The following is a 22,092-nucleotide window of genomic DNA, read 5'->3' as shown; positions in this document are numbered from 1 at the left end:
TATCAGACATAAGTAAAAATCTGGCCGGAATTAGTTAATAAAAAATATCGAATGCCTGATTTGCAATAATGGCAAAGGATACATATTGTTTCGCATCTATCTGAAGGATAGTTGTGGAGAAATATAAGTACCTTTTCTTTATTGCGCTTTTTTTTCGGGATAAGGGTCTGTGTACTTAGGTCACAGACCTATTTTTGTATCCTTTGCCGCCTGTTTAATCTGGCGGAAAGGAAACAAAAATGAATAACACAGTCAACCAAGAAACAAAGCAGTATTACCTTACCTTCGAAGGTCAAGAGGTAGCGGTAACAGAAGAGGTCTACAGAGCCTACAAAAGACCGATCTGGGCGGAGCACAAACGTAATGACCGGCAAAAACTCTGCCGGGTAAGTGACGGCAAGGGAGGCCTTAAAAGATGCACCGAAGATTGTTCTAAATGCAGTCATAAAAAGGAAGGTGGCATACTATCACTAGAAGGCCTTGAAGAAGATGGATTCAGCGTAAACGACCACGCACAGGACGTTGCAGAGATTGTTGCAGAAAAGATGCTTCTTGAAGAGCTTTTTAAGACTCTCGAAAAGCTAGATCCCAGCAGTCAACGTATCTGCAAACTAATTATGGAGGGCCGTTCTAAGCGAGAAATTGCTCGAATCATGTCAATTGCGCAGTCGAGTTTTGAATATCAGTTTAAGAAGTTGATGGCATTTTTAAGAGAATGTCTGAAAAACTATATCTAAAGTGTTAAGAATAGACGGTGCTGATGTTGAAATCAGTACCGCCTTTTTTTAGTCTTTCTTATAAAACGCTGTTTCGAAGCCATCGGCCCTAAGAGCCAAACCTTTTATCCAGGGTGGTGTTTTTCCCATTTGATCGCAAATGACTTCGAGAGAAACATCCTTGCTACATTCAAAAATTATTTCATCGTGCACGTGGCCGCAAATAAAACAGTGGCGGAGTGTTTTCATAGCGTAGGCCAGGATGTCCCGACTGATTGCTTGGATGATATTTTCAGTAAACTTTGGGCCGTAGCTTTCAATACGTTCCCACTTCTTATTGACGCCGGTTCCTTCGTAGGTTACCGACTCACCACCAAAATGGTTTGGTTCGATTTTGGGCTTTACATAGGATAGCTTCCTGCCGGAAGGAAGCTCAATAAAAAGCATCCCTTTATGGTAGTAGAAACTAATGCCATGGGTTTTGGTATGGGTTCGTAAGCGAACGGCCTCTTTAACAGCTCGATCGATATCCCACCATAGCTTTGTAATATTAGGGTTTGACGATCGCCAAGAATCAACCAACGGCTTCAGCTCTTCTTCAGAAAGGCCCATTTCTAAACCGCCAAGAGCCTTAAGAGCTCCAACACTCCCGCCATAGCCTAGAGCTAATTCTGCAATTTTACCTTTTTGTCGAAGATGGCTATTCACGCCATGTTTTTCAACTGGCACATGGAACATCGCAGAAGCAGAAGCGCAGTAGATATCACCATCGTTCTCAAAGACATCTAGTCGCCATTGTTCCCCAGCTATAAAGGACAGTACTCTAGCCTCGATGGCGCTGAAATCACTGACGATAAATTTGTACCCTGGTCTCGGAATAAAAGCAGTTCGGATCAGCTGAGAGAGGGTATCGGGCACATCCTCATATAGAAGTTTCACGGCTTCGTAATCTCCAAGCTTAACAAGGGAACGAGCATCGGCCAAATCAGGGATATGGTGTTGCGGAAGGTTTTGTAATTGTATATGCCTGCCTGCCCAGCGTCCAGAGCGTGAAGCACCATAGAATAAAAACATGCCTCGAGCTCTACCATCTAAACAAACTGTGTTGTGCATGGCCTGATATTTTTTCACGCTGCTTTTAGCAAGCTGTTGGCGCAGTAGCAGTACGTCACGTTGATCCTCCGGAACGGTCTTTAGAAGGGCTTCGACATTCTTTTTTCCAAGCGATTCAGTCTCCACACCATGATCGGAAAGCCACTTTTTTACCTGCTGGACGCTGTTTGGATTATCAAGTTTAGTAAGTTCCTTCATTGTAGTAGTGAGTTCTTCTCTGGACTTCTCATCGAAGATGATGGCATTTTTAACAACCACCATATCAATCAGAATACCTCTATCGTTGATCTCCTGATCTAAATGGTATTCATCCCAAATAAACTCGGGTACAGGATAGCTTTCTAAGCGCTTCTTAAGAGCCAGTTCTACCTCAACATCTCGGATATTGTATTTTTCAAGAAGATGCCATTTAGATAAATTATGCGCAGGTAAATTGCGGGTTCGACCACCATTGACGTTGGTAGGCTTACACGGGATGCAGAAGTAGCGAATGAGGTCTTTGCCTTCTTTTAGCTTTTGCACGTCGAGTTTTAGAATGGTACCAACGCCTTCAAGTGAAAGCGGTAAGCCCATATAGGCTGACCATACCATGCTGCAACGCCACGAAGAGGGATCAAGATAAGCTCCAACCGTGTCCTCCGGGATGCTGTAGCTACGAAATTTATATGGGTAGTGCTTTTTAAGCCAATAGGATAAACAGACACGTTCGAAGGAAGCGTTAAAGGCCCACTTAATGATGTTATTGTCGGTTAAGGCATTTAATATATCATCCGGGATTTTTTCACCCAAAGCCAGGTCAATCACATACACCTCACCGCCATTAATGGCATACCCAAACAGAAGAATTTCAAAGTTAGGAGATTCTGCATAGCGATAGACGCCGCATTTACCAAGATCCACATCTGAGTAGGTTTCCAGGTCAAGAGAAAGTGTTTTTATATCTTCCATATCATCGTCCTTTCAAAAGAATAAGGACGGCAACAGGGTTGCCACCGCCCAAATAATTAAAACTTATCCAGTGAATCAAAGTTTTTCTTTGCCTTTATTTGCTTTTTTAATGGCATCATTAATATCCTTAATGACCCAGAGTAGAGCTCCGACGATAAATATCCCGTATAAAGCAATCAGTTCAATAACAAGAATAGTTTTCATTTAATTTCCTCATTTCTTTGATTGTCTTAGGCGGCAGGAAAGCCTGCCACCCGGATTGTCTTGTTACCAATTAGGAAAGGAAGTCGTCATCTGCATCAGTAGCGAAGTCGTCCTCAGCGTTAGACTTGCCGCCAAGATGGTCGCCATCGCGGAGCTTCTGCAGGTTATTGAGTGAACACGCAATCCCTTTATTCCCGTTGGTATTAAAGGCAAAGAAGTTAACGCTAGCGCGACCATAAACACCGGAATAAATTTCTGAACGATCGATGATAGGTTGACGGTCGGCATCAACAATACCAGGAGCCGAGTTGTTGTTAGCATTCATAAAATAGGCATTTGCATAGACCGGATCGTCAGGTCGTTCTACATCGCCATCGCGAAGCGGGATCTTAAGGCTTGAAAGAGGTGGTACCGTTCGACCACTGCCTTTGAGTTTTCCTTCACCCTCTCGATAAGCTGCATTTATTGCAACATTTATTTTTTCGATAGTTTTCGTGTCTGTTTTAGGAATGATAAGCGATACGCTGTACTTAGGCGTGCCCCCATTAATGGACTTGGGCTCCCAGGCATTCACATAGCTAAAGCGGGTATTAGGGCCAGTAACTACTTTTAACGGATTAACTGTTTTTGTCATGATTTATTTCCTCCAAATTTTCATTAAAATCTTGATATGCTGAGTTGTGTTCAGGTCTCTTGTCATCAGAGGTTACAAGGACCGGCTTTCCAGGCGGTTTAACTATTAACCCACCAAGGATTTCTTCAAATGTCTTCTTACCGAGAAGTGCTGTCATAGCGGTGATGCCGAGCAGCTTTTTCTCATAGGGATCTTTACCAGCAGAAATCACGATATCTGCGGCTGCAGCTTCGTCAGCGAACTTCCTGTTGGACCGACCGGCAACTAATTTGAAACCTTCAAACTTGGTACCCTGCAGCGCTTCCTTTAGAGCATATTCCTTGACATCATTAGCCCAGGAAACCAGCATGTCTATCTTTGTCAGGGTAGCTGCGATCTCCTGTTTATCGAGCGTGGCGGGTTCATCGAAGTCATATTTTGCGAGCTCTAAATTGTATTGTGCACGTTTTCTGCAGGTTGCTTTGGCTTTGCAGAACCGGCAATGTTTGCCAGCCTTAAACTCACCCTCGCCTTTGATAGCTAACTGTGCAGTCGGGGCCAAGACTTCCTCAGCCCACTTGATGAGTTCATTCTTAGAGATGTTGTACTCGCTAATATTTTCTTTGCGTGGCTGATAAATGATCAGCCGGATATTATTAGTTTCGTAAATCCCATCAAAAAGAGCCAAGCCTCCAAGCGCATAACAGAACATTTGGGGGTTGCTTTCTGCTGAAATTTTAAGACCAATTCCGTATTTAAAGTCAATCACGGTAAGCGTGCCGTCTGCGACAATCAAACAGTCAACATACCCGTACCCTTCTGGGACGTAGCTTGAGAAACTGAGTTTCTGTTCAATAAGGATCTGTGGATCGGAGCAGGTTTCTTTTGCTTTTTCAACCTGTTCAAGTACAAAGGCTGAATAATCATCCGCATGGTCGGCCATTTCTTCATTGTAAAATTTTAGTGATTCAGTTGGGTCTTTTGTGTTAATCCCCAACAGTCGCTCAAGTTTGAACTGCGCCAGGGCGTGGGCATCGGTACCTTCTTGCGCAAAATGGCTGGGCACATCTTCAAATTGTTTACTAAGTAGGGCGGATGGCGGGCAAGAAAGCCACCGGTGTGCAGATGAGGCAGAAAGCAGTGCGTGTTTTACACTCATTGGATTGTCTCCGCATCCGCGAGTAATGCGGCATATTGTGATGACTCTATGCCGGAGAGCTTATCTGAACCATATTTTTTTAGTAGTTCCTTCAAGGCTTCGGTATGTCCAGCTCTGGACATATCTGCAAACTTCTTACGAACATCCAAGAACGAAATCTCAGGTTCTGGATCTTCTATTGGTGCTGCCGGGGCTTCCATAACATCGTCGGACTCAACGTCTGTACTTGAGAAAATTTCCGTAAGCGAGTCAGCAACGTTAATAAGAGTTTGGCCGCAGTCCTTCAGTTCAGTAAGAATTTGACTAAGTTCATTCATTTTGCTCATTTGAAACTCTTCCTTCCTTCTTTTCTTGTTCCATTGCAGACAAGGCCTTGATTTTCTTGGCCAGTCTCTTGGATACAACGCTAATGGCTGTGAGGGTGTCAGCTAGCTCTTCATCAAGCTGCTGGTCTTTTGAAGCCGTCGGTGTTTGCATGATGTTACCTCCATTTCCGAGTGGATTTACTACCTCTCTAATAGTCCTAGGACAGTTTTGAGTGGTTTGAACGAAAAATGTTTGTTTTTTTTCAAACCCCATATTTTTTTGTCCTTCAATAGTCCTAGGACACTTAGAACGGAAATGAACGAAAAAAAGACAGCAGATTGTTCATGTCTGCTGTCGCTCTCATAAGGAAGAAAAATAAATAATTAATTAGTTCGTAGTTTCTACAAAGATTCGTTTAGCTTGAAATTCCCGTTCGTGGTCCAAATTACTTATGCTTGAAATAGTCAGTGTATGTAAAAAAAGGAATCCAAAGAATATGGATTCCCTCATGATAATTATGGGTTAGTACAAATACGAGTTTGGCTTGCAGCGCATGATATTAAGTTGATTTGATCTTACAATCCAGGATATATTCCCAGAAACAACTTGTTTAGGAACATTATATCTTTGGGCTAGCAGTTGTATTGCTTCACGCGTAGGAAAGGTAGAGTATCTAATCACGTAACGAATGATTGAATCTCTTATGAGAATATTTATTTGAGCTCGATTCATTGCGCACCTCCTGACTATAGAATTTCATAAATTGCATGTTTTTTGCTGTTGTAATTGCCAGTAAAACGAATTTTGGTGCTGTACTCAGATTCAACAAGAGCGTAGAACTTCTTCCCAAATTGACCAGCTACACCGTTAGGAAGGTCCCAAGCTTCTCCGAAGATTTCGGGAACTGTGAAAGTATCGCCTTTGGAATAATTTGACATGGCCTTATTAACAGCTTCCATTGGAGTAATGGTGTTGTATTCTTCAAATAATTCTCTGCGGATGTAATCTTGAATTGAAAGTTTTAGTGCAGCTGCGCGTTTGCAAAGGTCACCGTAGTTTTCATCGGAAATAGTAAATTTGACTGTAGTAGACATAATTTGTTCCTCCTATAGAATAAAATGATAAGGACATGCGAAATGCGTGTCCCTAAGCTTGAGTCAATTATAAGGCTGGGACATACCTTTTGTCAAGATAAAAATTGTAATATTTTAATCTGATAAAACCGGATGCTTAAATAAGAACAATTATTTAAAAAGTTCGTTCAAAGTAGCGGTTTCTGTCCTAGGACTAGTAGAGGGGTATTAATGCCGCTCAAATCTTTTTAAGGAGGTTCGCTTATGAACGAGAAGAAGCGATGTAAATATGGTACCGGTGGAGTGGATAAGAAAAACAGTGAAGGCTATCCCGATCCAACCGCTTATGAAGCGTTATCGAACATAAAAAAAGCAGAAAAGGTTTTTAAACCGATTGTGTATATCTGCTCACCTTATGCCGGTGATGTAGAAAGCAACACAGAAAAAGCAAAGCTGTATAGTCAATTCGCTGTTTTTGAGAGAAATGCCATTGCCTTTGCGCCACACCTACTGCTGCCTTTATATCTTTCAGATGATGATCCGGAAGAACGGGAGCTTGGGCTGTTTATGGCTTTGGTCTTTTTAGGGAAGTGTAATGAGTTATGGGTGTTTGGCGAAATCATCACGAATGGGATGCAGCGGGAGATTAATAAAGCGAAAAGACGCCACATGAGCATTCGCTATTTTACCGAGGACATGGAGGATATTGAATGATGCAACTAACGATTTTTACTGCAGACTGTACCGGTAATCAGAAGAACTGCATCTACCCCAATAAAAAAGTTGTAACCTCGGCGGATGAGCTTAAGGAAACAGTGAAGCTCGATCACGCTTGTGCTGAGTATAAGAACAACTACCGAAGCGCAGATAACTTCATTAAATCTGGTGTTATCGTCATGGATTGCGATAATGACCAAACAGAAAATCCAGAGGAGTGGATCACACCAGAAGTTTTGGAAGAGCTTATGCCGGACGTTTCTTATGCGATTGCCCCCAGTCGCCATAACATGGTGTCGAAGGACGGTAAAGCAGCCAGACCTAAGTTTCATGTCTACTTCTCAATCGATGTCGTAACGGGTGCGGATATGTATGCCAATTTAAAGAAGGCAATCTATGCGCAGTATCCGTTCTTCGATGATAATGCACTCGATGCGGCACGGTTTATCTATGGTGCTGATGCCGAAGAAGTGATCTGGCATGAAGGTTGGCTCTCTGTCCTTGATGTACTTGAGGATGTCGACGAGGATTTTGACGAAGCTATAACAAACACCTCCTTGATTCCAGCAGGCAGACGTAACAAAACCCTGTCGCATTACGCAGGCAGAGTTTTGAAACGTTATGGTATTGGAGATACAGCACACGAACTTTTTTTAAAGGAAGCAGAAAAATGTGAGACCTCCATCGAGGAGGGTGAACTGAATACCATTTGGAATAGCGCAGTGAAGTTTGCTAAAAAGGTTCAGGAGCAGGAAGGGTATGTGGCACCGGATGATTTTAACAAAGATTTAAGTGCTGTTTCGTTAAAACCTGCAGACTACTCCGATATTGGGCAGGCCAAAGTGCTGGCTCGTGAATATGATGCAAAGCTTTGCTTCACCGAGGCTACTGATTATTTAAGATATGACGGTGAAAAATGGGTGGAGTCAAAGCAGAAGGCAGTCGGTGCTATGGAGGAGTTTCTTGATGAGCAGCTTGCTGACGCTGAAGTACAAGTAGCATCAACACTTGAATCATGTATTAAAGCTGGTCTAGAAAAAGCAGCTATCATTACCGGTAAGGGCCTAGGAGATATGAACGAAGAACAGCAAACAGCTTATGGTATGTATACCGCTGCGACTATTTATAAGAAGTTTGTGCTGAAGCGTCGTGATATGAAATATGTTACTGCGGCGCTTCAGGCGGCAAAACCGATGTTGCAACACAGTGCATCAGATTTAGATAAGGATGAGTTCTTACTTAATACGCCCGGGGCAACGATTGATCTAAAAACGGGTGAAAGTAGGATTCCAGAAGCCGCTGACTTTATTACGAAGCAGACCAATAGTAAGCCCGGCGAAGAGGGCAAAGATATCTGGCAACAAGCCCTTCGTACCTTTTTTTGTAATAAAGCAGAGCTTATTGAATATGTCCAGCAGATTGTAGGCCTTGCTGCAATCGGTAAGGTTTACATGGAGGCCATCATCATTGCTTATGGGGAAGGCCGTAATGGAAAATCGACCTTCTGGAATGCTATATCCAGAGTGCTTGGTACGTATTCCGGTTCCTTGTCTGCAGACACTTTGACGGTTGGCTGTCGTAGAAATGTGAAGCCTGAAATGGCAGAGCTAAAAGGCAAGCGGCTCATCATCGCTGCAGAGCTTGAGGAGGGCATGCGTCTTAATACTTCCATTATTAAACAGCTTTGTTCTACAGACGAGATTATGGCTGAAAAAAAGTATAAAGACCCATTCAAGTTCACTCCTTCGCATACGATGGTGCTTTATACGAACCATCTGCCTCGTGTAGGTGCCAATGATGCAGGGACGTGGCGTCGTCTGATTGTCATTCCTTTCGATGCTAAGATTGAAGGTTCTAGTGATACGAAGAATTATGCCGACTACCTCTTCAATGAGGCTGGTCCATATATCCTAAGCTGGATTGTTGAAGGAGCTGTGAAGGTAATACGTAAGAACTTTCATTTGTCGCCGCCTGAGTGTGTTCGTAAGGCAATTGATACCTATAGAGAGAACAATGACTGGATGGCAAACTTCCTGGATGATTGCTGCGAAATCGGTCCGGACTATTCTCAGAAGTCCGGAGCCTTTTATCAAGAATATCGTGATTACTGTGCACGTAATGGTGAGTATACGAGAAGCACGACCGATTTTTATGCAGCAGTTGAACTCGCAGGATTTACGCGCAAAAAGACAAATAAAGGCTCTTTCATCTATGGAGTGCGTGTAAAAGATGAAGATTTTTTGAATCAACCATAACTGATTGTCACAGGTGAACCTCATTATCCTCATATACATAACTTCGCCTTAGCAAGTTTTTTAATCAAAAATCTTCTATAGGGGGTTTTATGTATTGAGGGTAATGACTGACACCTAAATTTTGATGAGGTACGAGAATGAGAGAAAAAGAGATTGAAAAGAAGTTAGCTTTGGAAGTAAAAAAGCAAGGCGGTATCTGCCCGAAGTTTGTCTCTCCGGGTTTAGATGGAATGCCAGACCGATTAGTACTTCTACCTGGTGGGAGACTGGCATTTATCGAAGTGAAGGCTCCCGGTAAAAAACCACGGCCATTGCAAATGGTAAGGCATGAGATGTTAAAGCTTCTGGGCTTTGCAGTTTATGTTCTAGACGATGCAGGAAAAATTGGAACGATCCTTGATGGCATATGAAAACAGAACTAAAAAAATTGGAGGTGATGCCACATGAAGTTCATACCACATGACTATCAAAAATATGCGATTGAGTATGTTGAAAACCATGAAATTACAGCCCTGCTGTTGGATATGGGCTTGGGTTGACAAAACTGTTATTACGCTGACAGCCGTTAATAATCTTTTGTTTGACAGATTTGATGTTCATAAAGTTCTGGTAATTGCCCCGCTGCGAGTGGCAAGAAATACATGGTCATCAGAAATCGAAAAATGGGAGCATCTCAACGGACTGATTGTATCGGTTGCTGTGGGAACAGCGCCTGAGCGTAAAACAGCATTATCCAAACAAGCTGATATTTATATTATCAACCGAGAAAATGTGCAGTGGCTAATGGATCAAAGCGGTGTTCCCTTTGATTTTGATATGGTGGTCATCGATGAATTGTCGTCGTTTAAGAATCACCAGTCAAAGCGTTTTCGATCCTTAATGAAAGCTAGACCGAAAGTTAAACGTGTGGTTGGTCTAACCGGAACGCCAAGTTCTAACGGCCTGATGGATTTATGGGCAGAGTTTAGACTGCTTGATCTGGGAGAACGTCTCGGAAGGTTCATTGGCCAGTATCGCACCAGCTATTTTAAACCAGACAAACGTAATGGCCAGGTCATTTTTTCATATAAACCACTACCCGGTGCCGAAGAAGCGATCTATTCCAGCATTTCAGATATTACAATCTCCATGAAATCGACGGATCATCTAAAGATGCCAGAGCTTCTGATCAATCAGCAGGAGGTGCTGCTGTCGGATTCTGAAAAAGAACGCTATGAGGAATTAAAGCGTGATCTGGTTCTTCAAACAACAGATGGTGATATTACTGCTGCCAACGCCGCCACCCTTACTGGCAAGCTCTGCCAGTTGGCCAACGGAGCCACTTATTCTGATAATGGCGATACCATTGAATTCCATGACAAGAAGCTGGACGCTTTGGAGGATTTATTTGAAGCTGCCAATGAAAAGACGGTTCTCGTCGCCTATTGGTTCAGGCATGACCTGCAGCGCATAAAAAAACGTTTTAATGTCAGGGATATCAAATCCAGTCAGGACATTTCTGATTGGAACGCCGGGAAAATTCCGGTAGCCGTGATTCATCCGGCTTCAGCTGGGCACGGACTAAACCTGCAATCTGGTGGATCAACCTTGATATGGTTTGGCTTATGCTGGTCGCTTGAGCTGTATCAGCAGACCAACGCCCGCCTATGGCGTCAGGGACAAAACAGCAAAACCGTGGTTATCATGCACCTTATCACAAAAGGTACAATTGACGAGCAGATCTTAAAGTCCTTGTCTGAAAAGAACCTTACACAGCAATCACTGATTGATGCGGTGAAAGCTGATTTGAAAATCTGAGACAATCAATGACAATCTGAGGAACTATTTTTCGGAGGTACGATTATGGAACCCTATGAAAGTTTAGTCAATGCGATTATTATACAGGCAGTTAAAGACTACCGAAAAGCAATTCGTTTCTTGAAGCATCATCCCCACACACCAGACCTTGATAATGATCCTCAAAAAATAGCGCTGCGAGATAAAGTCATTAAAAATGAGAATGAACGAGGTGCTGTTGAGCGCTTCTTCCGATCTGGATGGTTTGAAATGCTCTCCTCACTGGATGGCGAAGTCCTGCTAAAAAAAGTTTGCGAAATGGAGGTGGGATGAAATGACTGCTTTGGATTTTTTAAGCCAAGCTTACCGGTTGGATCTTCGAATTGACAGTAAACTGGAACAGATTAATTCTTTAAATGAACTGGCTACAAAATGCACTGCTACCATCAGTGATATGCCTCGCAAACCCAATCAGAACAATTCTTCGATGGCGGATACCGTTGCAAAGATTGTTGACCTTCAAATTGAAATTGACCGTGACATTCATCAGTTGATCGACATTAAGCGGCGGATTGTTGCCAGCATTAAAGCTGTCGACAATAAGGAATTCCAGACTTTGCTTGAACTTCGGTTCCTTTGCGGTTGTACCTGGGAGGAAATTGCCATCAAGATGGGCTTTAGTATCCAGCACACCTATCGGATGCGTGATCGAGCTTTGAAGAAAATCGTGGTCAACGCAAGTGGAGAGTAAATGAGAGTTGATGTTAGTGCCCAATGTGGTATAATGGTATTGTGAAAAAAGTAGGCGCAGGCCACCACGGGAGAAATCTCATGGTGGCTTTTCTTATGCCCAAAACGAGGTGAATATCTTGCTCGTAAAATAAAATACTATCTTTGTAACCACAGAAAAAATATCAAACCTGATTTAATTAGTTGATCCCTGCAATCCAGATCTATGGTATAGTAGCTCTATGAAAAAGCTAAACTATTGGATTGTTCTAATTCTTCTTGTTGCCATCGATCTTGGGAGTAAGTTTGTCATTGAAAGCACCCGGATCAAGTTTGAAATAATTAAAAATGTTTTATCAATTGGTTTCGTTGAGAACGTTGATACCTGTTTAAAACTTCTGGATGGTGACTACTCCGTTCTTTTAATCTACGCAGGCAAGATGATTTTTTGCTGACTTTTATTTTTCTTGTGAGCAGAGCAAAGGGGTACGATTTAGTCAAATTGGGACTGACCCTGATGTTGGTGGGAAACCTTGGCAATCTTATCAATACTCTAACTTATTATGGAAAAGCCATTGATTGGATTGTGTTAAGGAATTTCGTTGCAATTAATCTGGCTGACGTTTATCTGTTGGTTGGAATTAGCATGATTGCTTATCAGTTAATAACCTGGTTGTTTACAGGTTGTTTGACAAAGAAGCTTTTAGAGATTATAAGAATATGATTAAGTATTCAAATTAATAAAACCAATTGAGCCTTTACAGGAAATCCTGTGAGGGCTTTTCTTATGCCCTGAAAGAGGTGAACACCATGCCTAGAAAACCCAAGCGCCCCTGCAGCTATCCCAGTTGTAAAGAATTAACCGATGGCCGGTTCTGCGAGGAACACCAAAAACTATCGGAGCAGCATTACAATAAGTATCAGCGTGACCCTGAGACCCGGAAACGTTACGGCTGGGCATGGAAACGCATCCGTGACCGTTACATCAAAGCCCACCCGCTTTGTGAGATGTGTTTGAAGAACGGAATGCTAACGCCAGCCCAGGAAGTTCACCACATCAAACCTTTAGCTAAAGGTGGTAATCATGATGAAGATAACCTGATGGCTTTGTGCAGCAGCTGTCATTCTACCATCACGGCTCGAGAAGGTGGCCGGTGGGGATAGTCAAATCGCTAAAACGTGTTGCAAATGCAACGGGTAGGGGGCCACGCGCGAAAAGTCGCGATTTCAAGAGGTCGTATAGGAAAAAACATGAAAGGACGGTGTGTTTAGATGGCCAACGGACACGGTGGTTCCAGAGTTGGAGCCGGAAAAAAGAAAAAAGCATTAGTGGACAAGCTGATGGATGGTAACCCCGGCAAACGAAAGTTGACGGTATTGGAATTTTCAGATACCGCCAAGCTGGAAGGCCAGGATATGCCGCCACCCAAAGATTATCTTAGTGCCACCCAGAAAAATGGCAAACCGCTGATGGCAGCTGAAGTCTATGAAATTACTTGGCAGTGGTTAGCTGAACGGGGTTGCGCCCAGCATGTCTCTGCCCAATTAATCGAGCAGTACGCCATGGCGGTTTCTCGTTGGATCCAGTGTGAAGAATCGATTACCGAGTTTGGCTTTCTGGCTAAGCACCCGACCACTGGCAATGCCATCCCGTCACCTTTCGTTGCCATGTCGCAGAGTTTTATGAAGCTGTCTAACAACCTCTGGTATCAAATCTATCAAGTGGTTAAAGAAAACTGTTCTCAGGAATTTAAAGGCAGCAATCCCCACGACGATGTGATGGAACGGCTACTGACTGCCCGACGGGGTGAATAATCTCGTGATAATGGTTTCTAAATCATTTTCGTTCATCTGGCAACCGATGGTTAAAAACGAAAAAGATGAAATTACGAAAGGAAAAACATAAATGGAAATTCAAAAAATACCTATTAAGAAAATTAAACACGCCAAATACAATCCCCGGAAAAATCTCAAACCCGGCGATGCCGAGTATGAAAAGCTCAAGCGCTCCATTACAGAGTTCGGCTATGTGGAACCGGTCATTTGGAACCAGCGCACCGGCAACATTGTTGGCGGTCACCAACGTTTTAAGGTGTTAACCCAGCTGGGTGAAAAAGAAGTGGATTGTGTGGTTGTCGATATGGACGATGAAAAAGAAAAGGCTTTAAACGTTGCCCTGAATAAGGTCTCCGGAGATTGGGATATGCCGCTGTTAACAGATCTGCTAAAGGATCTTGATGATAGCGGCTTTGATCTTTCCTTGACTGGTTTTGACATGGCCGAAATCAATGAACTCTTTGGTGAACCGGATGCCCTGGAGGATGACTTTGATCCCGATCAGGCTTTGGGTGAGATCACCACCCCGATGACCCAAGCCGGTGATGTCTGGCTGCTGGGAAAACACCGACTCATCTGTGGGGACTCCACCATCAAAGACGATATGGATATCCTGATGGATGGTCAGCTGGCGGACCTCGTTCTGACCGATCCCCCCTATAACGTCGACTACCAGGGCGGCACTAAGGAAAAACTGAAGATTCAAAATGACAAACTTGGGGATGCAGCCTTCTTGGAGTTTTTAACCGCAGCCTTTACCCGGATGTTTGAACAATCGAAAAAAGGTGCTCCCATCTATGTTTTCCACGCCGACAGCGAAGGTTACAATTTTAGAACAGCCTTTAAAGAAGCTGGCTATGTCCTGCGGCAATGCCTTGTCTGGGTCAAGAATTCCTTGGTCATGGGGCGACAGGATTACCAGTGGCAGCATGAACCGGTCCTTTACGGCTGGAAAGACGGCGCTGGCCATGCCTGGTATGGCGATCGGAAGCAGACTACTCTAATCCGGTTTGACAAACCGCTCAGGAACGGTGAACACCCTACCATGAAGCCAGTGGGGCTCTGCGGTTACTTTATCGGTAACTCCAGCAAAGAAGGCGACATCGTGTTGGATTCCTTTGGTGGCAGCGGCAGCACCCTGATTGCCTGTGAACAGATGGGACGTGTCTGTTACACCTCAGAATTGGATCCCAAATACTGCGATGTGATTGTCAAACGCTATGCCGAAACCACTGGTACCGAAGATGGGATTTCTGTTGTTCGAAATGGTGCTACGATTCCTTATTCCGACCTTTTAAAAGACGAATAAACAAACTAGTTATGTCAAATACTACTTGCTAATAACTACCTTTTGAGTGATATATAGACACAACAAAACTACATTTAAAGGAGATAAGATCATGAACAAAGGTACATTATTTACAACCGGAAACAAAAAGAAAGTCTACCAGGTAGTCGGTCGCTATGGTAAAGACATTGTCCTTGCGGACACCAGCGAAAATGGCGACGAAGTGCTCATCTACGGTCCCACAGAACTACAAGGACTGATTGATGAAAAGCGCTTTGAGCTGGTTCTCGACGGTAAAAAGAAAAGAGGTGGCAAAAAATGAAACCTCAAAACTTAACAAATGTTGAAAAAGGCGACCGGGTTCAGCTGATTTACATGTATGATCCTTACTCGACGCTTCCTAAAGGGGCCACCGGTACGGTGGACTGTATTGACGCCATCGGCACCATTCACGTTCGCTGGGACTGTGGAAGCCGCTTAGGGTTAATCGCTGGGGTTGATTCCTGGCTGGTGATTGATAGAAACGGTGAAGCCGAAAGGGAAAATGGTGAGCGGCCATGACAATGAAATACCAGTTTACAGACTGTGATCGAAAGACGCTGGTGGCAGCTATTGGCGAAATCCTTCGCATTCAGCCCGTCTACCAAGGGGTACCATCCTTTGCCTACACCATTGGCGGCTTTGAGGTGGATAAGCAAGGAACCCTGATTGTTTCCGAAGCGACTGCCGAAACGGTAGTCGCTACCTTACTGGAAGACCTGCTGCTCAAAGGATTCACTTTTGAAAAAGCAGAAATTCAAACTGAAATTCAAACCGAAGTCGAAACCCAAACTGATATTTTAGACGATGACATCCTTACTATTGAAATACCCAAAGATGGCTTCACCGATAAATCCATGACAAACCTTGAAAATCTAATTACAGGAAAAGGTGAGCTGATTAAAAAAGCCCTTGGTATTGAAGCCCTACCGATTGAGCAGTCCGAGGAAACCATTTCCTTCCCTTGGTTTAAAGCCGATTCGGAGCCTGAAGCCATCCTAGCCTACACCCAGTTTATTGCAGCCATCTGTGAGATGGCCAAAACCCAAAAGCGCATCTCATCTACAGCCAAGGTCGTCGAGAATGAAAAGTACGCCTTCCGCTGCTTTCTGCTACGGCTGGGGTTTATTGGAGAAGACTACAAAACCACCCGCAAGATTCTGCTGTCGAAGCTGTCAGGCAGTGCCGCTTTTAAAAGCGGGCATCAGCCAGAGACAAAATAATTCTTTTGCTTTCTTACAAATTGACTTGCTATTAATGTCGTTTAGAGTGATATATGTACACACAAAAGGAACAAATACACTTTAAAGGAGTACGAAACGATGTTAACAGCAAAATTTGGAATCGAGATTGAGTTTACTGGGATTACCAGAGAAAAGGCTGCTGAGGTTGCCGCCAGCTTCCTAAACGGTACCTACGAAGAAGGAGGGTCCTACTATGACACCAAAAAGGTCACCGCCCCGGATGGTCGAGTGTGGAAGTTTATGAGCGACGGCAGCATCAACTGCCAGAAAAAATCGCAGGGACGAAAGGTAGCAGCTACCAGAGACTACAGCGTCGAGCTGGTCAGCCCGATCCTTTCCTACCGGGAAGACATTAAGACTCTGCAGGAGTTGGTGCGGCTGCTCAGACGCGCAGGAGCTTTTACCAACAGCTCCTGCGGCATCCACATCCATCTGAATGGGCAAGACCACTCACCCCGCAGCATTAAAAACTTCATTAACATCATTGCCAGTAAGAACGACCTTTTCTACAAAGCCCTGGAGATTGCGCCTCAGCGCATGGTCTACTGCAAAAAGATGGATGGCATCTTGATTGAAAAGCTGAAAAATAAGAAGCCAACCACCATGGCAGAACTTGAAGATATCTGGTACGACGGCTACAACGACAGCCGCCGAACCCACTACCACAACAGCCGCTACCATTTTCTGAACCTGCACAGCTTTTTTACCGGCCACCACACGGTCGAGCTGCGGGGGTTCAACAGTACCCTCCACGCCGGAAAAATTAGAAGCTACATTGTTTTGGCTCTGGCCATCAACAACCAGGCCTTAACCCAAAAGTGTGCTTCTGCCAAAAAGCCTCAAGTTGAAAATGAAAAGTTTGCCATGCGAACCTACTTAAACCGCATCGGCTTTATCGGGAGCGAGTTTGCCAACTGCCGCGAGCACTTAACCGCGGCCCTCACCGGCTCGGCAGCCTGGCGGCACGGGGTGGCATGAGCTGCCCCTGGTTCAAAAGGAAAGAAGGAGAATACTCATGAAGACTAAACTGTATCTGGCCTATGGCTCAAACTTAAATCTGGCCCAAATGGCCAAACGCTGCCCCACCGCCCGGGTTGTCGAAACACTTGCCCTTGAAGGCTACCAACTGCTGTTTAAAGGGCCTCACGATGGCGCTGTGGCCACAATAAAACCCCAACAAAGCAGCCGGGTGCCGGTGCTGGTGTGGGAAATCACCCCCGAAGATGAAGCAGCCCTGGACCACTACGAAGGCTGGCCGATTCTTTATCGAAAAGAAACCATCACCGTCGCTATCGGTAAACGCCTTACCAAAGCCATGGTTTACCTCATGAACGAGAACCGGCCCTTGGGGCTGCCAAGCTGTTACTACTACAGCGTTATTCTGGAAGGCTACAAGACCGCAGGGTTTGATATTGATATCCTGCGACGGGCGGTTAGTGATTCAACCGAAGCTATAATGAAATAGTGTCTTTTGAATAATATAAAGTGTTTTTTATAGCGATTTAGCTTGCTATAAGTGTCACTTAGAGCTAATATGTACACAACAAAAGCAAAGGAGGCAAACGCCATGAAAAAACAAAAAATTAACCCAAAAGATTACGAGAAACTTTTGAAAATTGCCAAGGAAGCATTCTACAGCATCGAACAAAGAGGGGACCTTGAAACAAGGCACAACGACCACGAAGATTTCCTGGACATTTCGGTTTGGGGCCTTAAAGAAGCATTGATTCAGGCCTTCGAATACGGAAAGAAACAAGCTTAAAACTTTTGAAAGGGCTGAAAACCAGCCTTTTTCTCGTAGTGATATTGTCCTTTAAATAGAATATAAACTTTTAGGCAGCTCTGCAAAGGGGTGTTTTTTTGTTGTCTTTTTTTACTGGCAACGAGGAAAGGAAAAAACATGAATCTTGAAATAGGAACCATGGGTACCGCTGTGGCTCAATTACAAAATGATTTAAATTTCTGCGCTTACGACGCCGGAACGGTGGATGGCGACTTTGGTAGCCAAACTCAGGGAGCCGTACTGGCCTTGCAAGCCTATCATGGTTTAGAGCCGGATGGCATCTATGGGGATCTTTCCGATGCTGCCTTAATGGGAGAAATCAGATTGATTCAGGAAGCGCTGACAAAGAAGGGCTACCACCTCGCAATCGATGGGGCTGTCGGCTCAGAAACCCTGGCAGCCATCACAGATTTTCAAAAAAGAAATGGTTTAGCTGTTGATGGGATTGTTGGGAATGAAACGTTAAAAGCTCTGGGCATCGAAATACCAATGGCGGCAAACCAGACCGAAACGACCACACCCATATCTAAACCAACATCGACCACTCCCCCTAATGGCACGGGCAATGGCCAGTTGGTGTGCATCAACCCCGGTCACGGTGGATCCGATCCCGGGGCCAGCGGCAACCTGCAGGAAAAGGATATGAACCTGGTGGTGAGCCTGAGACTGGGGCAATTGCTTAAGGAACGAGGTTTCAGCGTTGTGTATACCCGAACCGATGACCGCTGGATGCCTTTAAGTGACCGTCCGGCCATTGCCAATGAGAACAATGCTGATATTTTTGTCAGCATCCATCACAATGGATCAGCCAGTCCGGAATCCAGTGGTACCTTGGTCATTTGTTATCCCGGGAGTACCAACGGCTTAAGACTGGCCCGGCTGGTGCTTAATGGGCTGTGTAATCGCATGGGATTAAGCAACCGGGGGATTATTCAGCGGGATGATTCCGATGTCACTTATTCCAATATGCCAGCGATTATTACCGAAGGTCTGTTTGCCACCTCCCCGAGCGACTGCCATTTCTTTAGTAATGGAGGTGCTGAGTTGGAAGCACAAGGAATTCTGGAAGGGATTCTAGCCTATTTTAATGTTTAAAACAACTACTAATTTTCAAAAAGGAGCTGGCTATCATGCGCCATTTAGACATTTATCAGCAAACCCCGTTCATACAGAAAACTTCCTTCTACGATCAGAATCGCGCTGATTTAGCGGTTTCATTTATCAATTGCCTTAAGCATACCAAAGGCCAATGGCATGGCCAGCCCTTTGAACTGATTGATTGGCAGGAGCAGATCATCCGGGATGTCTTTGGGATTCTAAAACCCAACCAGGCCCGGCAATTCAACACCGCCTACATTGAGATAGCCAAAAAACAAGGGAAGAGTGAGCTGGCTGCCGCAGTGGCACTGCTCTTAACCTGTGGCGATTATGAGCACGGCGGTGAGATTTACGGCTGTGCCTCGGATCGACAGCAAGCCTCGATCGTTTTTGATGTGGCGGTGGACATGGTCGATCAGTGTCCAGCTTTAAAATCCCGGATCAAACCGATCTTATCCCAAAAGCGACTGGTCTATAAACCGTTGGGTAGCTTCTATCAGGTATTGTCCGCCGAAGCTTACACGAAACACGGACTTAATGTTCATGGCGTGGTCTTTGACGAATTACATGCCCAACCTAATCGAAATCTCTATGACGTCATGCTCCATGGATCCGGTGATGCTAGAAAGCAACCCCTCTACTTTTTAATCACCACCGCTGGAACGGATCGACATTCCATTTGCTGGGAAGTCCATCAGAAAGCCGAGGATATCTTGGCTGGACGGAAGATTGATCCCACCTTTTATCCGGTTATCTATGGTGCCGGAGAAAACGAGGACTGGACCGACCCGAAGGTCTGGCAAAAGGCCAATCCTTCCATGGGCATCACCGTTGACATTGAAAAAATCCAGGTAGCCTGTGAAAATGCTAAGGAAAACCCGGCAGAAGAGAACCTTTTCCGGCAGCTGCGACTGAATCAATGGGTCAAACAATCCGTCCGGTGGATGCCGATGGAGAAGTGGGATCAGTGTAGTGAGACGATCGATCCTCATGATCTACTTGGTCGAGAATGCTATGGTGGCCTCGATCTTTCCAGTTCGATTGACATTACCGCCTTTGTGCTGGTCTTTCCCCCAAAGTTCGATGATGAAAAGTATGTCATTATGCCTTTTTTCTGGATTCCAGAGGAAAACATCGAACAACGAGTCAGGCGGGATCATGTACCTTATGACGTTTGGGAAAAGCAAAACCACATGCAGACCACCGAAGGAAATGTGGTCCATTACGGCTTTATTGAGAGCTTCATTGATGAACTGGGTACCAAATATAATATCCGAGAAATCGCCTTTGACCGCTGGGGAGCAGTTCAGATGGTACAAAACCTCGAAGGTTTAGGATTTACCGTGGTTCCCTTCGGACAGGGGTTTAAGGATATGTCGCCCCCAACCAAAGAGCTGATGAAGCTGACCCTGGAAGAGAAAATCGCCCATGGCGGGCATCCGGTGCTCAGGTGGATGATGGACAACATTTTTGTCCGGACTGACCCGGCTGGAAATATCAAACCGGATAAGGAGAAATCCACCGAGCGGATTGATGGGGCTGTGGCTACCATTATGGCACTGGACCGGGCGATTCGTTGTGGTGGGAATATCGGTGGAAGTGTCTATGATGAAAGAGGGATATTAATATTGTGACTTGTTATAACATTAGAATGTTAAAGATTATTCTAAATACCTGGATGTCAAGAGTTGCTTATAACGCAATATTTACATTTACAGCTACCCCTGCTTATGATAGAATGAAAAACAGAAAAATCTTTATTCCAAACTGAAGGTGTATTTATGAAAGATAATGAGTTTGCAAATTGGTTGATGGATGTAGATGGCAGAGATAAACGACAAACCAGTGATAATGTTTCAAGGGCAAGACGTGTGGAGGAAGCCTTCACAGAATATTTAGGAACAGATTTAAATTTGGATACAGAGTACCGAAAAGATAGATGCACTTCTGTTCTTGATATGCTTTCTTTTGAATATGCTAGCGAAATTCCCGGTACAGTTAATCTGCCAAAAGACAAAAACGGATTATCTAGTTTAAGGACTGCAATTAACAAATATATTAAATTCAGTAGCAATGCCAAATAACAGGGTGATAAAAATTCGACTTGGTTTTTAAGGGGAAGCGATGAAAGATAAACTAGTAGCAGCAGTAATCAATAACAAGAACCAGATCCCATATATTAATCTGACAGAAGATAATAAATATAGAGGTTGGACATCTGATTTTAGAATTTCAGTGAACGACGGAGAAAATATGTTTCTAGATTTGTTAAAGGAAAACGATCTCTTTCTGTTATTCATTCTTGCATCATTTTGGTCAAGACCAACCTATTGGGAGAATGCTGCTTTTTTTACAACTTATCTAAAAGCAAACAAACTAGATAATCCAGATTTATGGAGAGATAAAGAATTTATTTTGTATGAAACGGCTCATTGCAAAGAAAATGCTAAAAAAACGCTGCAATCTTGCACTGGAATTGTTCCAAGAAAAAAGGTATCTTTTAGATCAGATATTTTTTCAAGCATAGAAGTATTAGTAGAACACTGGGATGAAATAATATCAAGTTTAGAACATGCGAATCAAAAAAATGATTATTTACCTTTTATTCACTATATCAGTGAAATAAAGGGGTTGGGGTATGGTGAAAAAAGAATGAGAATAAAAGTCCCGCTGATATTGCGAGAGTTAAGATGCCAGAAAATATTTTCAAATATACCTGGTGAATTTTGCTGTGTCCCAGATAAAAGAGTAGTGGTTACTGCAAAGGAAATCGGTTTTTATCTACCAACGATTAATTCTTCAATGAAAAACATTCTTAAAGCATCACAAATTATATATCAAAATTTTGGAGAATTATATGATATACCATTATTTGCGTATGAGGACGTTAAAGATCAGTTAAACTAATTTTTTTATTTACTTCAATCAAGGCATCTCACTCGAGGCAATGTCATTAAGTTAAGCGAATTTCAAAAGACAAGAAGAAGTTTATCGAATATAAGTCGTAAACTTCTTTATTTTGTGTGTCCTTATTGAATTTTGAGCATGGCAAAAAGACAGAATCCCATCTGCCTAATTGATTTATTGAGCTATTTAAGCTACTCTATATAAGAAGCCTCGACATTGCTTTGCTTTGACGTCCCTAAAGAAGTTACGACCTTCTCTGACCGGGTAAATGTATTTGCAAATGAGTGC

27 protein-coding genes and 1 pseudogene are annotated in these 22,092 nt (G+C 43.7%); 21 read left to right on the top strand and 7 right to left on the bottom strand.

Annotation, left to right across the window (positions count from 1 at the left end; translation table 11 throughout):
* Positions 1 to 239: 239 nt before the first annotated feature.
* Positions 240 to 737, top strand: coding sequence for an RNA polymerase sigma factor (locus BI182_RS03765; protein ID WP_286805652.1), 498 nt, complete (start codon positions 240 to 242; stop codon positions 735 to 737).
* A gap of 48 nt (positions 738 to 785) precedes the next feature.
* Here the strand turns inward: BI182_RS03765 and BI182_RS03760 are convergent, their stop codons facing one another.
* The 7 genes from BI182_RS03760 to BI182_RS03730 form a co-directional block, all read right to left on the bottom strand.
* Complete coding sequence (locus tag BI182_RS03760; protein WP_353744741.1) at positions 786 to 2,768, bottom strand: DNA polymerase; 1,983 nt, start codon at positions 2,766 to 2,768, stop codon at positions 786 to 788.
* Between the two features lie 84 nt (positions 2,769 to 2,852).
* Complete coding sequence (locus BI182_RS03755; protein ID WP_286805648.1) at positions 2,853 to 2,981, bottom strand: hypothetical protein; 129 nt, start codon at positions 2,979 to 2,981, stop codon at positions 2,853 to 2,855.
* 70 nt (positions 2,982 to 3,051) lie between these two features.
* Positions 3,052 to 3,615 carry a DUF2815 family protein gene (locus BI182_RS03750; protein ID WP_286805646.1) on the bottom strand — a complete coding sequence of 188 codons (564 nt, stop codon included), beginning with the start codon at positions 3,613 to 3,615 and terminating at the stop codon, positions 3,052 to 3,054.
* Positions 3,599 to 4,753 carry a DUF2800 domain-containing protein gene (locus BI182_RS03745; protein ID WP_286805644.1) on the bottom strand — a complete coding sequence of 385 codons (1,155 nt, stop codon included), beginning with the start codon at positions 4,751 to 4,753 and terminating at the stop codon, positions 3,599 to 3,601. The genes BI182_RS03750 and BI182_RS03745 overlap by 17 nt, the downstream gene beginning before the upstream one ends.
* Positions 4,750 to 5,079: a DNA ligase gene (locus tag BI182_RS03740; RefSeq protein ID WP_286805642.1), complete on the bottom strand. Its 330-nt coding sequence runs from the start codon at positions 5,077 to 5,079 to the stop codon at positions 4,750 to 4,752. The genes BI182_RS03745 and BI182_RS03740 overlap by 4 nt, the downstream gene beginning before the upstream one ends.
* Positions 5,063 to 5,332, bottom strand: a complete 270-nt coding sequence (locus BI182_RS03735; RefSeq protein WP_286805640.1) for a hypothetical protein — start codon at positions 5,330 to 5,332, stop codon at positions 5,063 to 5,065. The genes BI182_RS03740 and BI182_RS03735 overlap by 17 nt, the downstream gene beginning before the upstream one ends.
* Before the next feature lie 473 nt (positions 5,333 to 5,805).
* A complete protein-coding gene (locus tag BI182_RS03730) occupies positions 5,806 to 6,153 on the bottom strand; it encodes a DUF1413 domain-containing protein (RefSeq protein WP_286805638.1) in 348 nt (115 codons plus the stop codon).
* A 243-nt stretch (positions 6,154 to 6,396) separates the two neighbouring features.
* Here BI182_RS03730 and BI182_RS03725 point away from each other — a divergent pair, with 243 nt between their 5' ends.
* The 20 genes and pseudogenes from BI182_RS03725 (at position 6,397) to BI182_RS03635 (ending at position 21,804) form a co-directional block, all read left to right on the top strand.
* Complete coding sequence (locus BI182_RS03725) at positions 6,397 to 6,846, top strand: DUF7768 domain-containing protein (protein ID WP_286805636.1); 450 nt, start codon at positions 6,397 to 6,399, stop codon at positions 6,844 to 6,846.
* Positions 6,843 to 9,104 (top strand): phage/plasmid primase, P4 family, encoded by a 2,262-nt coding sequence (locus tag BI182_RS03720; RefSeq protein WP_353744740.1) that lies wholly within the window; start codon positions 6,843 to 6,845, stop codon positions 9,102 to 9,104. Before BI182_RS03725 ends, BI182_RS03720 begins: the two co-directional genes overlap by 4 nt.
* Positions 9,105 to 9,241: 137 nt before the next feature.
* The gene (locus tag BI182_RS03715; protein WP_286805634.1) at positions 9,242 to 9,514 is read left to right on the top strand and encodes a VRR-NUC domain-containing protein; all 273 of its coding nucleotides are present in this window, start codon (positions 9,242 to 9,244) and stop codon (positions 9,512 to 9,514) included.
* A gap of 33 nt (positions 9,515 to 9,547) precedes the next feature.
* Positions 9,548 to 10,901, top strand: a pseudogene (locus tag BI182_RS03710) (SNF2-related protein).
* Between the two features lie 45 nt (positions 10,902 to 10,946).
* Positions 10,947 to 11,213 carry a hypothetical protein gene (locus BI182_RS03705; RefSeq protein ID WP_353744739.1) on the top strand — a complete coding sequence of 89 codons (267 nt, stop codon included), beginning with the start codon at positions 10,947 to 10,949 and terminating at the stop codon, positions 11,211 to 11,213.
* A 1-nt stretch (position 11,214) separates the two neighbouring features.
* On the top strand, positions 11,215 to 11,631 hold the full coding sequence (locus tag BI182_RS03700; RefSeq protein ID WP_286805630.1) for a sigma-70 RNA polymerase sigma factor region 4 domain-containing protein: 417 nt from the start codon (positions 11,215 to 11,217) through the stop codon (positions 11,629 to 11,631).
* Positions 11,632 to 12,057: 426 nt separating this feature from the next.
* The gene (locus BI182_RS17230) at positions 12,058 to 12,333 is read left to right on the top strand and encodes a signal peptidase II (RefSeq protein WP_353744738.1); all 276 of its coding nucleotides are present in this window, start codon (positions 12,058 to 12,060) and stop codon (positions 12,331 to 12,333) included.
* An 86-nt stretch (positions 12,334 to 12,419) separates the two neighbouring features.
* The gene (locus BI182_RS03695) at positions 12,420 to 12,773 is read left to right on the top strand and encodes an HNH endonuclease (protein ID WP_286805629.1); all 354 of its coding nucleotides are present in this window, start codon (positions 12,420 to 12,422) and stop codon (positions 12,771 to 12,773) included.
* A gap of 108 nt (positions 12,774 to 12,881) precedes the next feature.
* Positions 12,882 to 13,424 carry a P27 family phage terminase small subunit gene (locus BI182_RS03690; RefSeq protein WP_070372631.1) on the top strand — a complete coding sequence of 181 codons (543 nt, stop codon included), beginning with the start codon at positions 12,882 to 12,884 and terminating at the stop codon, positions 13,422 to 13,424.
* A 91-nt stretch (positions 13,425 to 13,515) separates the two neighbouring features.
* Positions 13,516 to 14,754 carry a site-specific DNA-methyltransferase gene (locus BI182_RS03685; protein ID WP_286805626.1) on the top strand — a complete coding sequence of 413 codons (1,239 nt, stop codon included), beginning with the start codon at positions 13,516 to 13,518 and terminating at the stop codon, positions 14,752 to 14,754.
* A gap of 91 nt (positions 14,755 to 14,845) precedes the next feature.
* Positions 14,846 to 15,055 (top strand): hypothetical protein, encoded by a 210-nt coding sequence (locus BI182_RS03680; protein WP_070372629.1) that lies wholly within the window; start codon positions 14,846 to 14,848, stop codon positions 15,053 to 15,055.
* Positions 15,052 to 15,294, top strand: a complete 243-nt coding sequence (locus BI182_RS03675) for a DUF4314 domain-containing protein (RefSeq protein WP_286805624.1) — start codon at positions 15,052 to 15,054, stop codon at positions 15,292 to 15,294. The genes BI182_RS03680 and BI182_RS03675 overlap by 4 nt, the downstream gene beginning before the upstream one ends.
* Positions 15,291 to 15,995: a virulence protein gene (locus BI182_RS03670; RefSeq protein ID WP_286805622.1), complete on the top strand. Its 705-nt coding sequence runs from the start codon at positions 15,291 to 15,293 to the stop codon at positions 15,993 to 15,995. Before BI182_RS03675 ends, BI182_RS03670 begins: the two co-directional genes overlap by 4 nt.
* A 99-nt stretch (positions 15,996 to 16,094) precedes the next feature.
* Complete coding sequence (locus BI182_RS03665; protein ID WP_286805620.1) at positions 16,095 to 16,994, top strand: amidoligase family protein; 900 nt, start codon at positions 16,095 to 16,097, stop codon at positions 16,992 to 16,994.
* 37 nt (positions 16,995 to 17,031) lie between these two features.
* A complete protein-coding gene (locus tag BI182_RS03660) occupies positions 17,032 to 17,481 on the top strand; it encodes a gamma-glutamylcyclotransferase family protein (protein ID WP_286805617.1) in 450 nt (149 codons plus the stop codon).
* Between the two features lie 102 nt (positions 17,482 to 17,583).
* On the top strand, positions 17,584 to 17,778 hold the full coding sequence (locus BI182_RS03655) for a DUF6900 domain-containing protein (RefSeq protein WP_286805615.1): 195 nt from the start codon (positions 17,584 to 17,586) through the stop codon (positions 17,776 to 17,778).
* A 138-nt stretch (positions 17,779 to 17,916) separates the two neighbouring features.
* Positions 17,917 to 18,894, top strand: a complete 978-nt coding sequence (locus BI182_RS03650) for an N-acetylmuramoyl-L-alanine amidase (protein WP_286805613.1) — start codon at positions 17,917 to 17,919, stop codon at positions 18,892 to 18,894.
* A 35-nt stretch (positions 18,895 to 18,929) separates the two neighbouring features.
* Positions 18,930 to 20,531 carry a terminase large subunit gene (locus BI182_RS03645; RefSeq protein WP_286805611.1) on the top strand — a complete coding sequence of 534 codons (1,602 nt, stop codon included), beginning with the start codon at positions 18,930 to 18,932 and terminating at the stop codon, positions 20,529 to 20,531.
* A 147-nt stretch (positions 20,532 to 20,678) separates the two neighbouring features.
* Positions 20,679 to 20,981 carry a hypothetical protein gene (locus BI182_RS03640; protein ID WP_286805609.1) on the top strand — a complete coding sequence of 101 codons (303 nt, stop codon included), beginning with the start codon at positions 20,679 to 20,681 and terminating at the stop codon, positions 20,979 to 20,981.
* Positions 20,982 to 21,021: 40 nt separating this feature from the next.
* Positions 21,022 to 21,804 carry a hypothetical protein gene (locus BI182_RS03635; RefSeq protein WP_286805607.1) on the top strand — a complete coding sequence of 261 codons (783 nt, stop codon included), beginning with the start codon at positions 21,022 to 21,024 and terminating at the stop codon, positions 21,802 to 21,804.
* The last annotated feature ends 288 nt before the right edge of the window (positions 21,805 to 22,092 follow it).

Origin of the sequence: Acetobacterium sp. MES1 (assembly GCF_002237635.1) — a bacterium.
GTDB lineage: Bacteria > Bacillota > Clostridia > Eubacteriales > Eubacteriaceae > Acetobacterium > Acetobacterium wieringae.
Note: the sequence above shows the minus strand (reverse complement) of the source record. Positions and strands in the feature narration are given on the sequence as shown.